Source organism: Methylorubrum pseudosasae, from assembly GCF_029504475.1.
GTDB lineage: Bacteria > Pseudomonadota > Alphaproteobacteria > Rhizobiales > Beijerinckiaceae > Methylobacterium > Methylobacterium extorquens.
Genome location: NZ_JAQGDU010000002.1, coordinates 199,870 through 214,960, shown reverse-complemented (window position 1 = coordinate 214,960; position 15,091 = coordinate 199,870). Strand labels below are relative to the sequence as shown.

11 protein-coding genes and 2 pseudogenes are annotated in these 15,091 nt (G+C 67.8%); 2 read left to right on the top strand and 11 right to left on the bottom strand.

What is annotated here, in order from left to right:
* Positions 1–8 precede the first annotated feature (8 nt).
* Positions 9–971 carry a TIGR03885 family FMN-dependent LLM class oxidoreductase gene (locus M2437_RS01890; protein WP_012752306.1) on the top strand — a complete coding sequence of 321 codons (963 nt, stop codon included), beginning with the start codon at positions 9–11 and terminating at the stop codon, positions 969–971.
* Positions 972–1,134: 163 nt separating this feature from the next.
* On the opposite strand, the pseudogene M2437_RS01885 reads toward M2437_RS01890, so the two are convergent.
* Positions 1,135–1,561, bottom strand: a pseudogene (locus M2437_RS01885) (IS3 family transposase); the annotation flags it as partial.
* Between the two features lie 465 nt (positions 1,562–2,026).
* Between M2437_RS01885 and M2437_RS01880 the strand changes: the two are divergent.
* Positions 2,027–3,442 (top strand): carbohydrate porin, encoded by a 1,416-nt coding sequence (locus tag M2437_RS01880; RefSeq protein ID WP_003606044.1) that lies wholly within the window; start codon positions 2,027–2,029, stop codon positions 3,440–3,442.
* An 86-nt stretch (positions 3,443–3,528) separates the two neighbouring features.
* On the opposite strand, the gene M2437_RS01875 is transcribed toward M2437_RS01880, so the two are convergent.
* From M2437_RS01875 to M2437_RS01830, 10 genes and pseudogenes are all read right to left on the bottom strand, one after another.
* The gene (locus tag M2437_RS01875) at positions 3,529–6,864 is read right to left on the bottom strand and encodes a helicase-related protein (protein WP_253389218.1); all 3,336 of its coding nucleotides are present in this window, start codon (positions 6,862–6,864) and stop codon (positions 3,529–3,531) included.
* A gap of 278 nt (positions 6,865–7,142) precedes the next feature.
* Positions 7,143–8,381, bottom strand: a complete 1,239-nt coding sequence (locus M2437_RS01870; RefSeq protein WP_056501932.1) for an ammonium transporter — start codon at positions 8,379–8,381, stop codon at positions 7,143–7,145.
* A 93-nt stretch (positions 8,382–8,474) separates the two neighbouring features.
* On the bottom strand, positions 8,475–9,503 hold the full coding sequence (yut, locus tag M2437_RS01865) for an urea transporter (protein WP_012752308.1): 1,029 nt from the start codon (positions 9,501–9,503) through the stop codon (positions 8,475–8,477).
* Between the two features lie 15 nt (positions 9,504–9,518).
* Entirely contained in the window at positions 9,519–10,454 is a 936-nt protein-coding gene (locus M2437_RS01860) for an urease accessory protein UreD (RefSeq protein WP_012752309.1), read from the bottom strand.
* A 4-nt stretch (positions 10,455–10,458) separates the two neighbouring features.
* Entirely contained in the window at positions 10,459–11,106 is a 648-nt protein-coding gene (gene ureG / locus M2437_RS01855) for an urease accessory protein UreG (RefSeq protein ID WP_012252936.1), read from the bottom strand.
* A 20-nt stretch (positions 11,107–11,126) separates the two neighbouring features.
* A complete protein-coding gene (locus M2437_RS01850) occupies positions 11,127–11,807 on the bottom strand; it encodes an urease accessory protein UreF (RefSeq protein WP_012752310.1) in 681 nt (226 codons plus the stop codon).
* A gap of 41 nt (positions 11,808–11,848) precedes the next feature.
* Positions 11,849–12,502 (bottom strand): urease accessory protein UreE, encoded by a 654-nt coding sequence (locus M2437_RS01845; protein WP_012752311.1) that lies wholly within the window; start codon positions 12,500–12,502, stop codon positions 11,849–11,851.
* Between the two features lie 23 nt (positions 12,503–12,525).
* Positions 12,526–12,909: a fluoride efflux transporter CrcB gene (gene crcB, locus M2437_RS01840; protein WP_012752312.1), complete on the bottom strand. Its 384-nt coding sequence runs from the start codon at positions 12,907–12,909 to the stop codon at positions 12,526–12,528.
* Between the two features lie 9 nt (positions 12,910–12,918).
* Positions 12,919–13,303, bottom strand: a pseudogene (locus M2437_RS01835) (fluoride efflux transporter FluC).
* A gap of 61 nt (positions 13,304–13,364) precedes the next feature.
* Positions 13,365–15,083: an urease subunit alpha gene (locus tag M2437_RS01830; RefSeq protein ID WP_012752314.1), complete on the bottom strand. Its 1,719-nt coding sequence runs from the start codon at positions 15,081–15,083 to the stop codon at positions 13,365–13,367.
* Between the last annotated feature and the right edge of the window lie 8 nt (positions 15,084–15,091).

The following is a 15,091-nucleotide window of genomic DNA, read 5'->3' as shown; positions in this document are numbered from 1 at the left end:
GAACCGGAATGACGCGTATCGGCTACCACGCCTCACACGAGCAGCACGCCCCCTCCGCCCTCCTGCGCCACGTGCGGGCAGCGGACGAAGCGGGGTTCGCCTGCGCCATGTCGTCGGAGCACTTCAAGCCGTGGAGCCGCGCGCAGGGGCATTCCGGCCATGCGTGGTCCTGGCTCGGGGCGGCCCTCGCGACGACGCGGCTTCCGTTCGGCATCATCACCGCGCCGGGCTACCGCCACCATCCGGCCGTGCTCGCGCAATCGGCCGCGACCCTGTCCGAAATGTTTCCCGAGCGCCTGTGGCTGGCGCTCGGCAGCGGCCAGCGCCTCAACGAGGACATCACCGGCCTGCCCTGGCCGGAGAAGGCCGAGCGCAACGCACGGCTCGCCGAATGCGCCGCGGTCATCCGGGCGCTGCTGGCCGGGCAGACCGTGACGCATCGCGGCCGCGTCACGGTGATCGACGCGCAGCTCTACTCGCGGCCCAAGACCCCGCCGCTCCTGATCGGCGGGGCCGCCACCGCGGCGACCGCCCGCGCCCTCGGCGCCTGGGCCGACGGCCTCGTCACCGTGGGGATCGAGCCGGACAAGCTGCGCCCGGTGGTCGAGGCCTTCCGCGAGGGCGGCGGTGTGGGCAAGCCGGTCTTCCTCCAGACCAAGGTCTGCTGGGACCCCGACCCGGCCCGTGCGCTCGCCGAGGCGCATGCGCAATGGTCGAGCAACGCCATCGAGGGCGAGGTGAACTGGGAGATGCGCCGCCCGGAAGATTTCGAGACCGCCGCCCGCTTCGTCCGCCCCGAGGACATGCATGCCTGCGTGCGGATCTCGGACGATCTCGGGCAGCATGCCGCCTGGCTCGGGGAACTGGCCGAGATGGGATTTGCCGAGATCATCGTCCATCAGGTCGGCACCCGTCAGGACGCCTTCATCGATGCCTTCGGCCGCCGCGTGCTGCCCCAGTTCGGCGCCTGACGCCGCCCGGGATCAGAACCGCGCGCGGGAAAAGCGCCCGCGGCCGCCGGCTCCGAACACGCTCTCGATCACAGCCCAGTTGGAGGGGCTGAGGCCGTGCTCGCTCCTTGAGCCGGCGCGGGTCCGCCCGTTCGAGCCGGTCCCTCTCGTCGGCACATTTCCGAAGCGCGAGTCTTGGCGTGCCGGTCATCGGCACGGAGCGCGGCCCCTCGTGACGCCAGATGCGCTGAACCCGGTCCTTGCCCCCGGCCAGCCGGCCGCGTCCAGCAACGCGTTGACACGGCGGTCGCCATCGCGCCCGTACTCGGACGCCAGGGCGACGATGGCTCGGGTTAGCCCATCCGCATCGGCCGGCCCGGTGGGCACGTAGCGCTGCGGACCCCGGTGCTGCCGCCGATCCGGCAGGCGTAATGGTCGTAAGAGGCCGTACTTCCCTCGGACACCATCGACCGCCTGCCTGCGTCGCTCGGGGGCTACCAGTGTCCCGAGGCGACGTCCGCCAGCACCTGCTTCTTCAGAGATAGAGCGGCTACTCGCCGACGAAGCCGAGCGTTCTGGCGTTCCAGACCTTTCATCGTCTGAGCTTGATCATCCCAGTCCAGAGCCAGCCGGTCAGGTCACCCCTGCGCCGCGTCCGTGGCCTCATTGCAAGCCCGATGCCGCAAAATCCAAAAAGACCAAATTGGGAGTTGACCGTGTGCGTTCGCGAGTGTCAGCCTAGTAGAGCAAGAGGGTTATGATCAAAAAATACGCAAAAGCGTGAGGTTTGATCATACTGCAACGGAATCAGACGAGTCGGGAGCCAATACCAATGGCAACCGATCATCCGATCAAATCCATAAACCGGTCATCGGCTGTGGAACGGCTTTTGCGGAGCGTTCGGCAGCCATGCGGATCCTGGGGCGGTACGGTTGTGCATTGCACAGCACGACAACTCCAAAGATCAGTGAAGTCTTGGTCACAAGAAGTCTTGGCCGCAACCGGCAATGCAAGGGGAATGTAAGATGCGACGCGGCGGACACGGAACGGAACGGGGATCGGCTCGGCCCGGACGAATGGCATGGGCGGCCGGCACGCTCCTCGGCGCCCTGGCCTTCGGCCTGCCCGTGAGCGTCTCCGCGCAGCAGCCCTCGCCGGTGGGCCAGTTCAACGATCAAACCCAGCCGCGCACCGATCCGCGCATCGCCGAGAAACCCAGCGATCCCGTCCGCGTCGGCCCGCTGGCGCCCTGGGCCACCCACATGGCCGAGCGCGGGCTCACCTTCGACATCAACATCTACAACTTCTACCAGGCCAACCCTTCGGCCGGCCTGCGCACCGGAGAGCAGTCGAACTCGACCTACTTCGTCCTCTCCATGACCGCCGACATGCAGCGCATCGCCAACATCAGTGGCGGTACCATCAAGTTCACGCAGACTTTCTTCGGTAACGTCCGCAACCTCAACATGGCCGCCGATATCGGCGACACCACGGTCGGCTATCAGCCGCCGTTCAACCCCAACAACAACCGCCTCTCGCTGCTCACCTACCAGCAGAAGCTCCTCGACGACCGCCTCGTCATCGAGGTCGGCCGCACCCACCCCGATCGCTACTACGGCCTGCCGCCGTGCAACTCGATCAATTCCTGCTTCCAGGACCTGTTCTACATCAACGCCGGCTTCACCTCGCCGCTCTACGCGGTCTGGGGCGCGAACGCCGCCTACCAGCTCTCGCCCACCAGCTACGTCCAGGCCGGCGCCTTCTCGGTGAACCCCGGCACCAACGCACTGTCGGGCTACGATTTCGGCTACGAGCGGCTCTCGGGCGCGCTGGTGATGACCGAGATCGGCACCAAGACCGACTACACCATGACCGCCTATCCCGGCCGCGCCTCGCTCACCGGCTTCTTCAACACGGCGGATCACGACGACAACTTCAAGACGGTGTTCGGCACCTCGAAGGGCCTGAACCCCGGCGCCCCGGTGCTGCAGAAGTCGGGCACGTCCGGCATCGTGCTCACCGGCACGCAGACGGTCTGGCGCGCCGACGGTGGCCTCGTCGCCAACCCGCACCCGACGGCGATCTCGCTCTACACCGGCACGGGCTACTCGTTCGACCCGACGGTGCCGATCCGCTTCAACTCGTTCGTCGGCGTACGCCTCGACGCGCCCGACCAGAGCCGGCCCAACGACAGCTACGGCCTGAAGATGAACTGGCAGCGCTTGTCGGAGAACTACACGCAGTTCCTCTCTGACGCGAACTTCATCTCGGGCGGCTCGGGCGCCCCGTATTCGCGCGACAAGTTCGTGTTCGAGGCCAATGCGCATTTCGACGTCGGCGCGGGCGTGATCATCGAGCCGGTGGTCCAGTACGTGGTCAACCCGAACTCGTTCTGGAACCCCTTCACCGCGCGGCGCGCCAAGGACGGCTTCTACGCCGGCGCCACCCTCGTCGTCCCGCTCGGCACCCTGCTCGGCCTCGCTCCGGGCTAGCCCTCGTCCCGAACACACGGCCTTCCCCCGCCCTGTGCCCTCCCGGTTTCGGCAACCGGGAGGGCTTCCATTCCTGCGATTACCGATCAGCCACGCCGGTCTCGGGCGTCCTGCAGACGGCGCAGGAAAACGGCGGCGCGTGCGCCGCGCTCGACCGCGTCGTCGCAGCCCCCGCGGATGACGATGCGCCGATCCCGAACCGTGATCTCGTCGGAGACCGGGATCACCGGTGCCTGCCGGTCCGGATGGAAATCGGCCGCGATCCCCTGCGGGCCGCCGCTGAGGCGGATGATGCCGAGAGCGAGGCAGCCGATCCGCAGGCGCGCCAGGGTGAACAGCGCGTCCACCGATTCCGGCAGGGGGCCGAAGCGGTCCTCGATCTCGTCGCGCAGCGCGTCGATCTCGGCCTCCGCGCGCAGGCGCAGGAGACGCGTGTAGAGGCTCAGGCGGATTTCGGGTTCGGGGATGTAGTCGGCGGGCACACGGCCGTTCAGGCCGATCCGCACTTCCGGGCTCCAATCCTCGGCCGCCTCGCCCTTGGCCGCGCGCAGCGCCAGTTGCAGCAGATGCTGGTAGAGACCGAGCCCCACGAGCTTGACGTGGCCGGACTGGTCGTCGCCGACGAGGTCGCCTGCCCCGCGCAGGTCGAGGTCACGGGCGGAGATGGCAAAGCCCGCCCCGAGCCGGTCGAGCGCCTCCAGCGTGCGCAGGCGCTTCTCTGTCGAGGGGCTGAGCGGCTTGTCGGGATGCCCGAACAGGTACACCACCCCGCGCCGCTGTCCGCGCCCGACGCGGCCGCGCAACTGGTGCAGTTGCGCGAGGCCGAACCGCTCCGCGTCCCAGACCAGCATGGTGTTGGCCCGCGGCACGTCGAGCCCGCTCTCGATGATGCTGGTGGCGAGCAGCACATCGCCGTTGCCGTCGGCGAAGCACACCATCGCGTCGTCCATCTCGGCGGGCTTCATCTCGCCATGCGCCGTCACCACGTCGAGCCCCGGCACGAGCGCGCGCAGGCGCTTGGCCATCGGGGCGATGTCCTCGATGCGCGGGCAGACCACGAAGCTCTGTCCGCCGCGGCGGTGCTCGCGCCGCAAAGCCGCGGCCAGCGTCGTCTCCTCGAAGGGGGCGATCACCGTGCGGATCGGCTGGCGCACCGCCGGGGGCGTGGCGATCACGCTGAGGCTCTGCAGGCCGACCATCGCCGCCTGGAGCGTGCGCGGGATCGGTGTCGCGCTTAGCGTGAGGATGTGGGCGTCGCCCGCCGCCTTGCGCAGGCTCGCCTTGGTCTTGGCCCCGAAGCGCTGCTCCTCGTCGATGATGGCAAGGCCGAGATCGTGGAACGACACGCCGCGCCCGGCGAGCGCCTGGGTGCCGACGACGAGGCGGACGCTGCCATCGGCCAAGCCTTGCTTCACCCGCTTTGCCTCGGCGGGGGAGACGAGGCGCGAGAGATGCGCCACCTCGATGCCGAACCGGGCAAACCGGCGCCGGAACGTCTCGACATGCTGGCGCACCAGCACCGTGGTCGGCGCCATGACGGCGACCTGCCGCCCGGCAAAGATCGCCGCCGCCGCGGCGCGCAGGGCCACCTCGGTCTTGCCGAAGCCGACATCGCCGCAGACGAGCCGGTCCATCGGCATCTCGCGGGCGAGGTCGGCCAGCGTCTCCTCTACCGCCCCGGCCTGATCGCCGGTCAGCGGATAGCCAAAACCGGCCGCGAAGCGCTCCATCTCGCGCTCGGGCGGCACGATCTGCGGGGCGTGGGCCTCCCGACGCTCCTGCGCGGCCTTCAGCATCGCCCGCGCCGCCTTGGCGAGCGTCGCCTCCGCCTCCAGGCGCCGCCGAGCCCAGGTGCCGCCGTCGAGCCGGTCGAGGGTCACGGCTTCGGCCTCCGAGCCGTAGCGCCAGATCCGGTCCGCTTGGCTCACGGGCACCATGAGGATGGCATCATCGGCAAAACGCAGGCGCAGGGCGTCTTCCTCGTCCTCTTCGCTAGCGCGGATCGCCTCCAGCCCCTCGAAGAGGCACAGGCCGTGATCGCGGTCGATCGCCACATCGCCGACCCGCAGCTCGACCTCGCCGATCGGCAGCACGGCGGCCCGTCGCCCCGCACCCGCCGCCAGAGGGCCGAACAGATCGGCCGCAGCGATCACCGTCGCCCCGGCCTGCGGCACGTGAAACCCCGCTTCGACCGGCATCTCGATCGCCAGCATCGCGCCGGGCTCCGCCGCCTCGACCTCGGCCCAGCCATCGATCAGGCGCACGGTTCGCTCGTCGGCCGCGGCGGCCGCCCGCACGAGGCGGCGCAGCGGCGCCTTGGGGCCGGCAAGCACGACGCGCTCGCCCGCTTTCAGCGCGGCGCGCAGGGCTTTGGCAAAGGCGGCCTCGGGGCGGCGCTCGCGGACGAAAACCGGTCCTGCGATCCGCTCCGCCTCGGCGCTCGTCGCCGCCGCAAGGCTGCGTGCCTCGGCCAATTTCGCCCATTCCTTGGGCGCGAGATAGAGATCCGGCGCGGGCGTCTGTTGGGATCGGTCGTCCTGCCGGCTGCCGGAAGCTGACATCGCCCCTTCCGCCTCGCGGCCCTCGGCGATCTGCTCGAAGAACGCGGCGGCCCGCTCCTCCACCCCGGCCTCGACGACGAGGCGCGCCTCGGGCACGTAATCGAGCATGGTCACGAGCGCGGGATAGAATCGGGCGAGCCGGTGCTCCTGCCCGGTGAAGGGCTCCAGGGCGAGACTCGAATTCGGGTCCAGGATGATTTCGGTGGCCGGGTCGATCACCAGCCGCTCGGTCTCGACGCGCGAGCGCTGCGACACCGGATCGTAGGAGCGGATCGCGGTGATGCGCGCCCCGTCATGCTCGACCCGACAGGGAAGCGGTGCGGCGGCCGGGAACACGTCGATGGTCCGTCCCCGGACCGCCACCTCGCCGGGCTCATCGACGCGATCGTCGAGGATGTAGCCGAGCCGTGCCAGTTGCGCCGTCAGTTGCTCCGCATCGAGCGGCTCGCCGACGCGCAGCTCGATATGGGCCGATTCCCACGTTTCCGGCGGGGGCACGCGCTGCAGCAGCGCCGGGGCGGTGGTCAGGACGATGTCCGGATGTGCGCGGTCGTCGGTCAGCCAGCGCAGCACGCCCGTGCGCGCGCCCATGACCCCGCGCGAGGGCGAAGCGCGGTCGAAGGGCAGGCAATCCCATTCGGGATAAACAGCCACCGTCCGCTCCGGCGCCAGCGCCCGCAGGACCGCGGCGATTTCATCGAGGCGGCGCCCGTCGCGGGCCACGTGGATCAACGGCCGCGCGGCTTGCGCGAAACCGAGCAGAGCCACCGCCAGGGCTCCCGTCGGAACGAGCGGGGCAACGCCCCCATCCGGGCTCGCATCCTGATCGTCTCGGGGCTTGGCGGTCCTGGATTGTGCCATTTTTATTCCGTCGAACGACTTCCGGGGTCGGCTCCCAGGAACGCCGCACGGCCTGCCCGCGGTTCCTGTTCTGCGTCACCATCCCCGGTTCCCACCGCACTTCCCTGGGGACCGCTGGGCCAGCCGGTGCGGGAGGGCCCGGCCGCAGGTTCGGCCGTCCCGTGGCTCGACACCGCTGCGCAGCTGGGCGACTCACAGGCCACGGCCAGCACCCGTCGCTCAGACACAGACGCCCCCGATGTTCGGTCCCGCGTTGGGGAGCGCTCGTCGCAGCGAGGCTACTTCGGGAGGGTGCGATCCATGTTCCACAGGTTGAAGGCGCGCTCGCCGAGCATCGTGTCGAGGCCTTCTTCCTGGATCTCTTCCGGCACCCGCAGCGTGCCGAAGCGATCCAGGCCCGTCAGGATCATGAAGGTGACGAAGGAAGCATAAGCACCGACGACGAGGACGGCGAGAAGCTGAACCCCGAACTGCTGCAGGCTCGCCGAGACTTGGTTGATATGCGAACTGGCCATGATGCCGATGAGCAGGGCACCGGTCAGGCCGCCGACGCCGTGGGCGCGCCAGACTTCCAGCGTGTCGTCGATCTTCAGCCATTTCTGGACGTACTTCGCAAAGTAGCAGGCCGTCGCGCCGATGGCGCCGATCGCCAGGGCGGCGATGGGCTCGACATAGCCGGAGGCCGGCGTGATCGTCGCGAGCCCCGCCACCGCGCCGACGAGCACGCCGGAGAAGGACGGGTGCTTGGTCTCGCGCCATTCCCAGAACATCCACACCAGCATGGCGATGGAACCGGCGAGCATGGTGTTGGTGAAGGCGTAGGCCGCCAGCGCATCCGCCGCATAGGCGCCGCCGGCATTGAAGCCGAACCAGCCGAACCACAGCAGACCGGCGCCGAGAGCGACCAGGGGCAGGCTGGCCGGCGCGGATTCGGATTCGCCCGCCGCCACCCTGCGTTTGCCGAGAAACTTCGCCGTCGCCAGCGCGGAAAATCCCGCGGAGGTGTGAATGACGATCCCGCCGGCGAAATCGACGACGCCCAGCTTGGCCAGGAAGCCGCCGCCCCAGACCCAGTGCGCGGCCGGCACATAGACGAGGATGGTCCAGGCCGTGATGAAGAACAGGTAGGCGCCGAACTGGAAGCGCCCGACGAAGGCGCCGGTCATCAGGGCCGGCGTGATGATGGCGAACATCATCTGGTAGGCAAAGACCATGATGAAGGGGATGTTCGGAGCGTAGACCGGATTTGGCTCGATGCCGACCTCGTACATGCCGAAGTAATACGCGAAATTACCGATCGTGCCGCCGATATCAGGCCCGAAGGCGAGGCTGAAACCTCCGAACACCCAGATCACGCCGACCACACCGATGCAGACGAAATTCTGGATCATGACGGACAGGACATCGCGCTGTCTGACGAGGCCGCCGTAGAAGAGGGCCAGAGCCGGCGTCATCATGAGGACCAGAGCGGTGCAGATGAGGATGAAGGCCGTGTCGCCGGCATTGATGCCTTGCATCGCGTGCTCCTAGATCTGTGCTTCTCGGAAGAGGGGCGTGTCGGCGCTTGCGATGCGCGGTATCGTCGTTCCGGATCAGGACGCTCCGGGGCGTCACCGTGCGGTTCCGGCTGCGTGGACCGGAACCTTGCCCGGCGCATTGCCTTGATCGTCGATCATGGGATCGGCGACGGGCCCGTGCGGATGGGGCGCCATCAGCTTCTTCGGCGCGATGAACAGGTACATCGTCAGCACGTAGGGGGCGGTGAAGGACGGGATGCCCGCCGGCGCGACCATGACGTCGAGGGCACCCTGGACGAAGACGGTCATCACGGTCGCGAGACCGGCATAGACGGCCACCCGCGGCGAGGGCGTCAGGAAGACGACGCCGACGGCCATCGCCGTCAGAACCGGGCTGAAGCCGTAGAGGCCCTGGCTCACGGCCTTGGGATCGGCACCCATCGCGATCGCGACGATCATGCTGATCAGCGATCCGGCGGCGGCGGCGATTCCGGCCGGGACCGAGGCGATCAGGATGCCGGCCAGGATGATGACGCCGCTGACGGCGCTACCCAGCAGGTAGACCTGCGCGATGTTGCGGAAAAAGATCGCGACGAGGTCCATCGGCGCCGGAATGCCGGTGAGGTTAGGCACGACATCGCCCGCGAGCTTGGGGGCATCGCCCGTCACGTGCAGGCCGCCGAAGGAATAGGCTGCGGCGACCATCAGCCAGCCCGTCAGCACGAAGGGGCCGGTCGAGCCGGGAATGCCCCATTTGCCGGTGAGCGTCGCGCTGAAGGCGGCGGTGAAGACCGTGCTCGCAGCCGCGCCGATCACGATCGAGGCCCAGAGTTGGGGCGAAGCTGCAATGAAGGTCGGAAGCGCGGCGCCGACGAGAACGCCGTTGAATCCGTAGAGACCGGAGGAGACGGAGGGGTCGTCGCATTCCAGAAGTCGTGCGGTCAGCGTTGCGACGAGGACGCCGATCGCCGCCCCGATCGTGGTGGCCCAATTGCCCGTCACCGACGAAGCGTAGGCCATCGCGGCGAAGAACAGCACGCCCGTCAGGGCATTCTCAATGAAGAAGACTTGGCTCGTCCCGCGCAGCGACTGGACGAGGAGGTTGCTGTTCGCTCGCGGCATGGATCCGGTCCTCGCTCAGCGCCAGTAGGGTTCGGCGGGAAGAGACCGGTCGCGCGCCTCCTCGCGCACGATGCGCCAGAACCGGCGAACCTCGTGACGCACGTCGTAGGTCTCCACGCCGACGGCGCGCAGCATCAGCCCGGCGGCGTTGGGCAGGCGGCTCACGCCGGACAGCGCCCGCGGCGCCTCGATCGGGAAATGGGGCTCGAACCGTTCCTTGATGCGCGCGGCCGTCTCGGGAGGGGTGACGCAGAGGATGTTGGCGAAGGCGTCGAAGCCGCGCATCGCCGCCGCGAAGGCGATCGTCGGATCGCCCTTCTCGATCAGGATCTTTTCCGCGAACAGCTTATGCCCGCCGGGTCGGCGCAGGTTCACATCCATCGACAGCAGGTCGAAGCCGAACCGCTCCTCGACATGATGATGCTTGCGGCCGGCGAGCACCATCTCGCCGTAGAGCAGGGTGGCGTCCGCTGCGACGACGAGGTCCGTGCGCGAGAGGAAGCGCGAGCCGCGATAGGGTATGGTGAAGTCCGGCAAGTACTCGAGGTAGCCGCCGGCCGCGACGGTCACGGTCTGGTGCTGCGAGGCGTAGTTCGCGTCCATGCAGTGAATGCGGTTGGCGCCTTGGGTCGAGACGTGCGCGCAGGCGCCCTCCCCTACCGCGATGTCGATCGTGTAGCGGTCGCCCTGCAGGATGCCGCCGCCGACCGAGATAATCGGGCAAACCGGCAGTTCCGGCATCGCCTCGTCCCAGTAGAGCGCCTGCTGCACCAGCAGCGGGGCGACCCGGTAGAGGTCGTGGAGCACGGAGCGCCCGTCGCGCAGCGAGAACCCGAGGCGCAAGCGGCCGACCTTGCCGGGCGCGCCCGCCCGCATCTGCGCCGGCTCGGTCTGGAAACCGCGCAGTTCGCGCGCCGCGTCGATGAGGCCGAGGGGCTCGTGCAGGGTCATGGTCTCACGCGCTCGCCGCGAGCGGAGGACGCGTCCTCACATCGAACAGCGCCATGTCGAGAATGAGCTGGAGGAGGTCGTCGACACCCTCGCCGGTCTTGCAGTTGGTGAAGAGGAACGGCTTCTTGCCGCGCATGAGCTTGGAGTCGCGCGCCATGACTTCGAGGCTCGCGCCGACATAGGGGGCGAGGTCCTTCTTGTTGATGACGAGGATGTCCGACTGGCAGACACCGGCGCCGTTCTTGCGCGGGATCTTGTCGCCGGCGGCGACATCGATCACGTAGATGTAGAAGTCCGCCAGCGCCGGGCTGAAGGTGAGCGTGAGGTTATCACCGCCGGATTCGATCAAGATCACGTCGCTGTCGGGATACTTGTCTTCGAGCTCCTCGACCGCGGCGATGTTCATCGACGGATCTTCGCGGACCGCCGTGTGCGGGCAGGCCCCGGTCTCGACGCCGACGATCTTCTCCTCGATCAGCACGCCGTGGAGGGTCCGGCGCACCTGCTTGGCATCCTCCGTCGTCACGACGTCATTGGTGATGATCAGCGGCTTGATCCCCAGCGCGATCAGGCGCGGCGTGATGGTCTCGATGACGGCCGTCTTGCCCGAGCCGACCGGGCCGCCGATGCCGATACGGGTGATCTTCTTCATCTCGATTTCCTTTGCCGCACTCAATTCATGAACAGGCGGACATGGACCGTGGTGTGATGAGCAACGAGCACGTCGAAGACCGGCGCGAAGGCGGCCATCTCGTTGAGGGCGAGATCGCGCACGGCGAGGTAGTCGTCCTCGGCGCGGCCCTGGGCGGCGAACAGGATGCGCTGGGTCTCGAAATGGTCGATCCGCATCAGCCGGAGCGCGGCGCTCAGGATCATTGAGGCCATGCCGTATTGGTGGACGACGAAGGCTTCCGTCTCGTCCGCGCCGAGATGTGCGAGGGTGATCGCCTGACCGATCGGCAGGCAGCCGGGGGTGGCGTCCGACCGGATATCCGCGAGCCAGCGCTCCAGCACCGGCGAGGGGCTGATCTTGAGCGCCAGCTCCGCGAGCTTCTTGCCCATCCGCGTCAGCATCAGCTGCTGCTCTTCCCCGACGCGGCGGCAGAGCAATTCCCGGTCGGCCGTGACGATGCCGGGATAATCCTCCGCCAGGGTGGCGCGATGGGCGTGCAGCAGCGCGACGCCATCCACCCGGGCGTTCTGGTGCAGGACGAGTTCGACGAAATGCAGCAGGCTGCTCGCGTCGGTGACGATCCCCGTCTGCAGCGCGGATTCGAGGCCGTTCGAGAAGGCGAAGGAGCCGATCGGCAGCGTCGAATCCGAGAATTGCAGCAGGCGCGTGAGATGAGCCATGCCGCGCGGTGCGAGACGGGCCCTCGGCTCACCGTGCCGCATCACGCCACCGGATCGTGGTGATGATGCGCGTGCGGATGGCCATGATCGTGCGCGTGATCATGCTGGACATGCTGGTCATGAGCCTGTGCAGCGTCGTGACCGTCATGATGGTGGTGTGGGGTGGCGTCGGCGCCGGCGAAGAGCAGCCGCACCTCCTTCGCGTCGAGCTTGGCCGCCACCTCCTCGCCCGGGGCGAAGCGGGTCTTCACATGGGCGAAGGCGTGCGTGCGCATGACCGAGGCCATCACCTTCTGATCGACCGAAAGCGGCACGTAGACCGTCGATCCCTTGATCACGGCGGGCCAGTGCTGGTTGCCGAGGCCGTGCCCGAGTTCGAAACTGGCGCGCAGAATCTCGTGCGGCGCGAGGCTCTCCAGCCCCTCCAACTCGATGACCAGCACCTCTTTGAGGGCGATCCGGGCGACGACGATGAGCCCCTGCGCCGCGTCGTAGTAGAGCACGTCGCCGTCGTACAGGTGCTCGGAGCGCGGCAGCGAGATCGCCAGCTCGATCCCGTTTTCGCTGGCCTTGCGCAGGCGGCTCTTGGGCGCCTCCCATTGCTCCAGCACCAGCGGATCGATGCGCGCCTGCCCCGCGCGCTCCTGCCAGACCGGATCGCCGAGATGACCGAGTTTGTGTTCGACGAGGATCATTCGTCTCTCCCAACGGAGCGCGCTCACGCGCGGCGCAGGCGTTTCCCGGATGCGATTCCGAGCCAGATCGCGGCGTAGCCGGCGATCAGGCTGGACAAACAGTAGAGGACGGCAAGACCGGCTTGGCCCGGTGACGCGGCTTCGGAAGTGATGCCGTAGACGAAGCTCGAAAACGTCGACAATCCGCCGGCGAAGCCCGTGCCGATCAGGAGCTGGTACTCGTCCGAGACTTGGTTCAGGCGGTGAAGTTCGAAGGCGGCGCCGAGGCAGAACGAGGCGACGACGTTGGCGGTAAAGATGTCGAGCGGAAAGGCGCCGCTGTGCTGAGGGATCAGCAGCATGAGAAATTCGCGGGTGAGAGCGCCGAACCCGCCACCGATGAAGACGAAGACGGCCCGCGCGCCCATGACGGCCCCCTATGCTCGCGCCAGGGCGACGCCCGCCGCCGCGGCGCAGAGGCCCCACGCCGACGGACGCGACGAGGTACAGGGCGGCGAGCCCCCGGCGATGCTCCATCGCCATCTGCGCCGTATCGAGCTGCATCGAGCTGAATGTCGTGTAGCCGCCGAGAAAGCCCGTCAGCACCAGGGATGAGACCACGTCACCGTGGCGTTGCTGCCAGCCGAGCGCGAGCGCCGCGGAGAGATAGGCGATCGCGAAGGCGCCGGTGACGTTGACGAGGAAGGTGCCGAACTTGAAGCGCGCGGGGATCGCGCGGTCGATGAAGCCGCCGAGCTGCCAGCGCAGCAGAGAACCGGCTCCGCCGCCCAGACACACCCACATGACGTCGATCGGTCTCATCAATGCCTGCACCGGGCTGTGAACCGGCGGCGGGAGGCGTCTCCCGCCGCGCGACGGGACGTCAGCTGAAGAAATGGAGCTGCGCGAGCGGAAGATGCGTGGCGGGCTCGATCGTGGCGTGCTTGCCGTCGACCATCACCGCAAAGGTTTCCGGGTTGACCTTGATGACCGGAAGCCGGTCGTTTCGAACCATCGACGCCTTGGTGATGGTGCGCGTGCCGTAGACGGGCACGACCTTGGACGTCAGCTCGTAACGATCCACGATCCCGTCCTCGTAGGCGGCATGAGACGTGAAGGTCACGCGTGTCTTGGCCACGGCCGGGCCGAGAGCGCCGAACATCGGACGATAGACGACCGGCTGCGGTGTCGGCAGCGAGGCGTTGGGGTCTCCCATGATCGCCCAGGAGATCATGCCGCCCTTGATGACCATCTTCGGCTTCGCGCCGAAGAAGGCCGGCTCCCAGAGGACGAGGTCCGCCATCTTGCCGACCTCGACCGATCCGATCACGTGCGAGACCCCCGCCACGATGGCGGGATTGATCGTCACCTTGGCGACGAAGCGCAGCACGCGCTGATTGTCGTTGCCGGAGGCATCCCCCGGATAGGCACCGAGCCGCGCCTTCATCAGATGGGCCGTCTGAATGGTGCGCGCCCAGTTCTCGCCGACGCGGCCCATGGCCTGGCTATCGCTCGACAGGATCGAGATCGCACCGAGATCGTGCAGGACGTTTTCCGCCGCGATGGTCTCGGCGCGGACGCGGCTTTCCGCGAAGGCGACGTCCGTCGGGATCTTCGGGCTGAGGTTGTGACAGACCATCACCATGTCGAACAATTCCGCCTGCGAATTGATGCCGTAGGGCATGGTCGGATTGGTCGAACTGGGGATGACGTTGGAGATGCCCGCCACCCGGATGATGTCCGGTGCGTGGCCGCCGCCCGCGCCCTCCGTGTGGTAGGTGTGGATCGTGCGCCCCTCGAACGCGGCGATGGTGCTCTCGACGAAACCCGCCTCGTTCAAGGTGTCCGTGTGGATGCAGACTTGGACGTCGTGATCGTCCGCGGCGGTCAGGGCCATGCGGATCGCCGCCGGGGTGCTGCCCCAATCTTCGTGAACCTTCAAACCCATCGCGCCGGCCCGGATCTGCTCCTCGATCGGGAGAAGCGCCGAGCAATTGCCCTTGCCATGCACGCCCGCATTGACCGGCCAGGCATCGAAGGAGCGGAGCATCATCTCGATGTTCCACGTGCCCGGCGTGATGGTCGTGCCGTTGGTGCCGTCGGACGGGCCGATGCCGCCGCCGAACAGCGTCGTCACACCGTTGCTGAGCGCGGCCTGGGCCTGCTGCGGCGAGATGAAGTGGACGTGGGCGTCGATGCCGCCCGCGGTCAGGATGAGGTGCTCGCCGGAAATGGCGTCCGTGCCCGGTCCGAGCGCGAGCCCCCGTGTCACCCCCGACATCGTCGAGGGATTGCCGGCCTTCCCGATTCCGACGATCAGGCCGTTCTTGATGCCGAGATCGGCCTTGATGACGCCCTGGACCGCGTCGAGGATCGTGACATTGGTGATGACGAGATCCGGTGCGCCCGCCGCACTGGTCAACTCGTTGTCGTAACCCATGCCATCCCGAAGCGTCTTGCCGCCGCCATAGACGGCCTCTTCGCCGTAAACCCGAAGGTCCTTCTCGATCTCGATGTAGAGGTCCGTATCGGCGAGCCTGATCTTGTCGCCTGTCGTCGGCCCGTAGAGATCCGAGTATTGCCGCCGCGAGATTTTGCTCATCCCAGCGC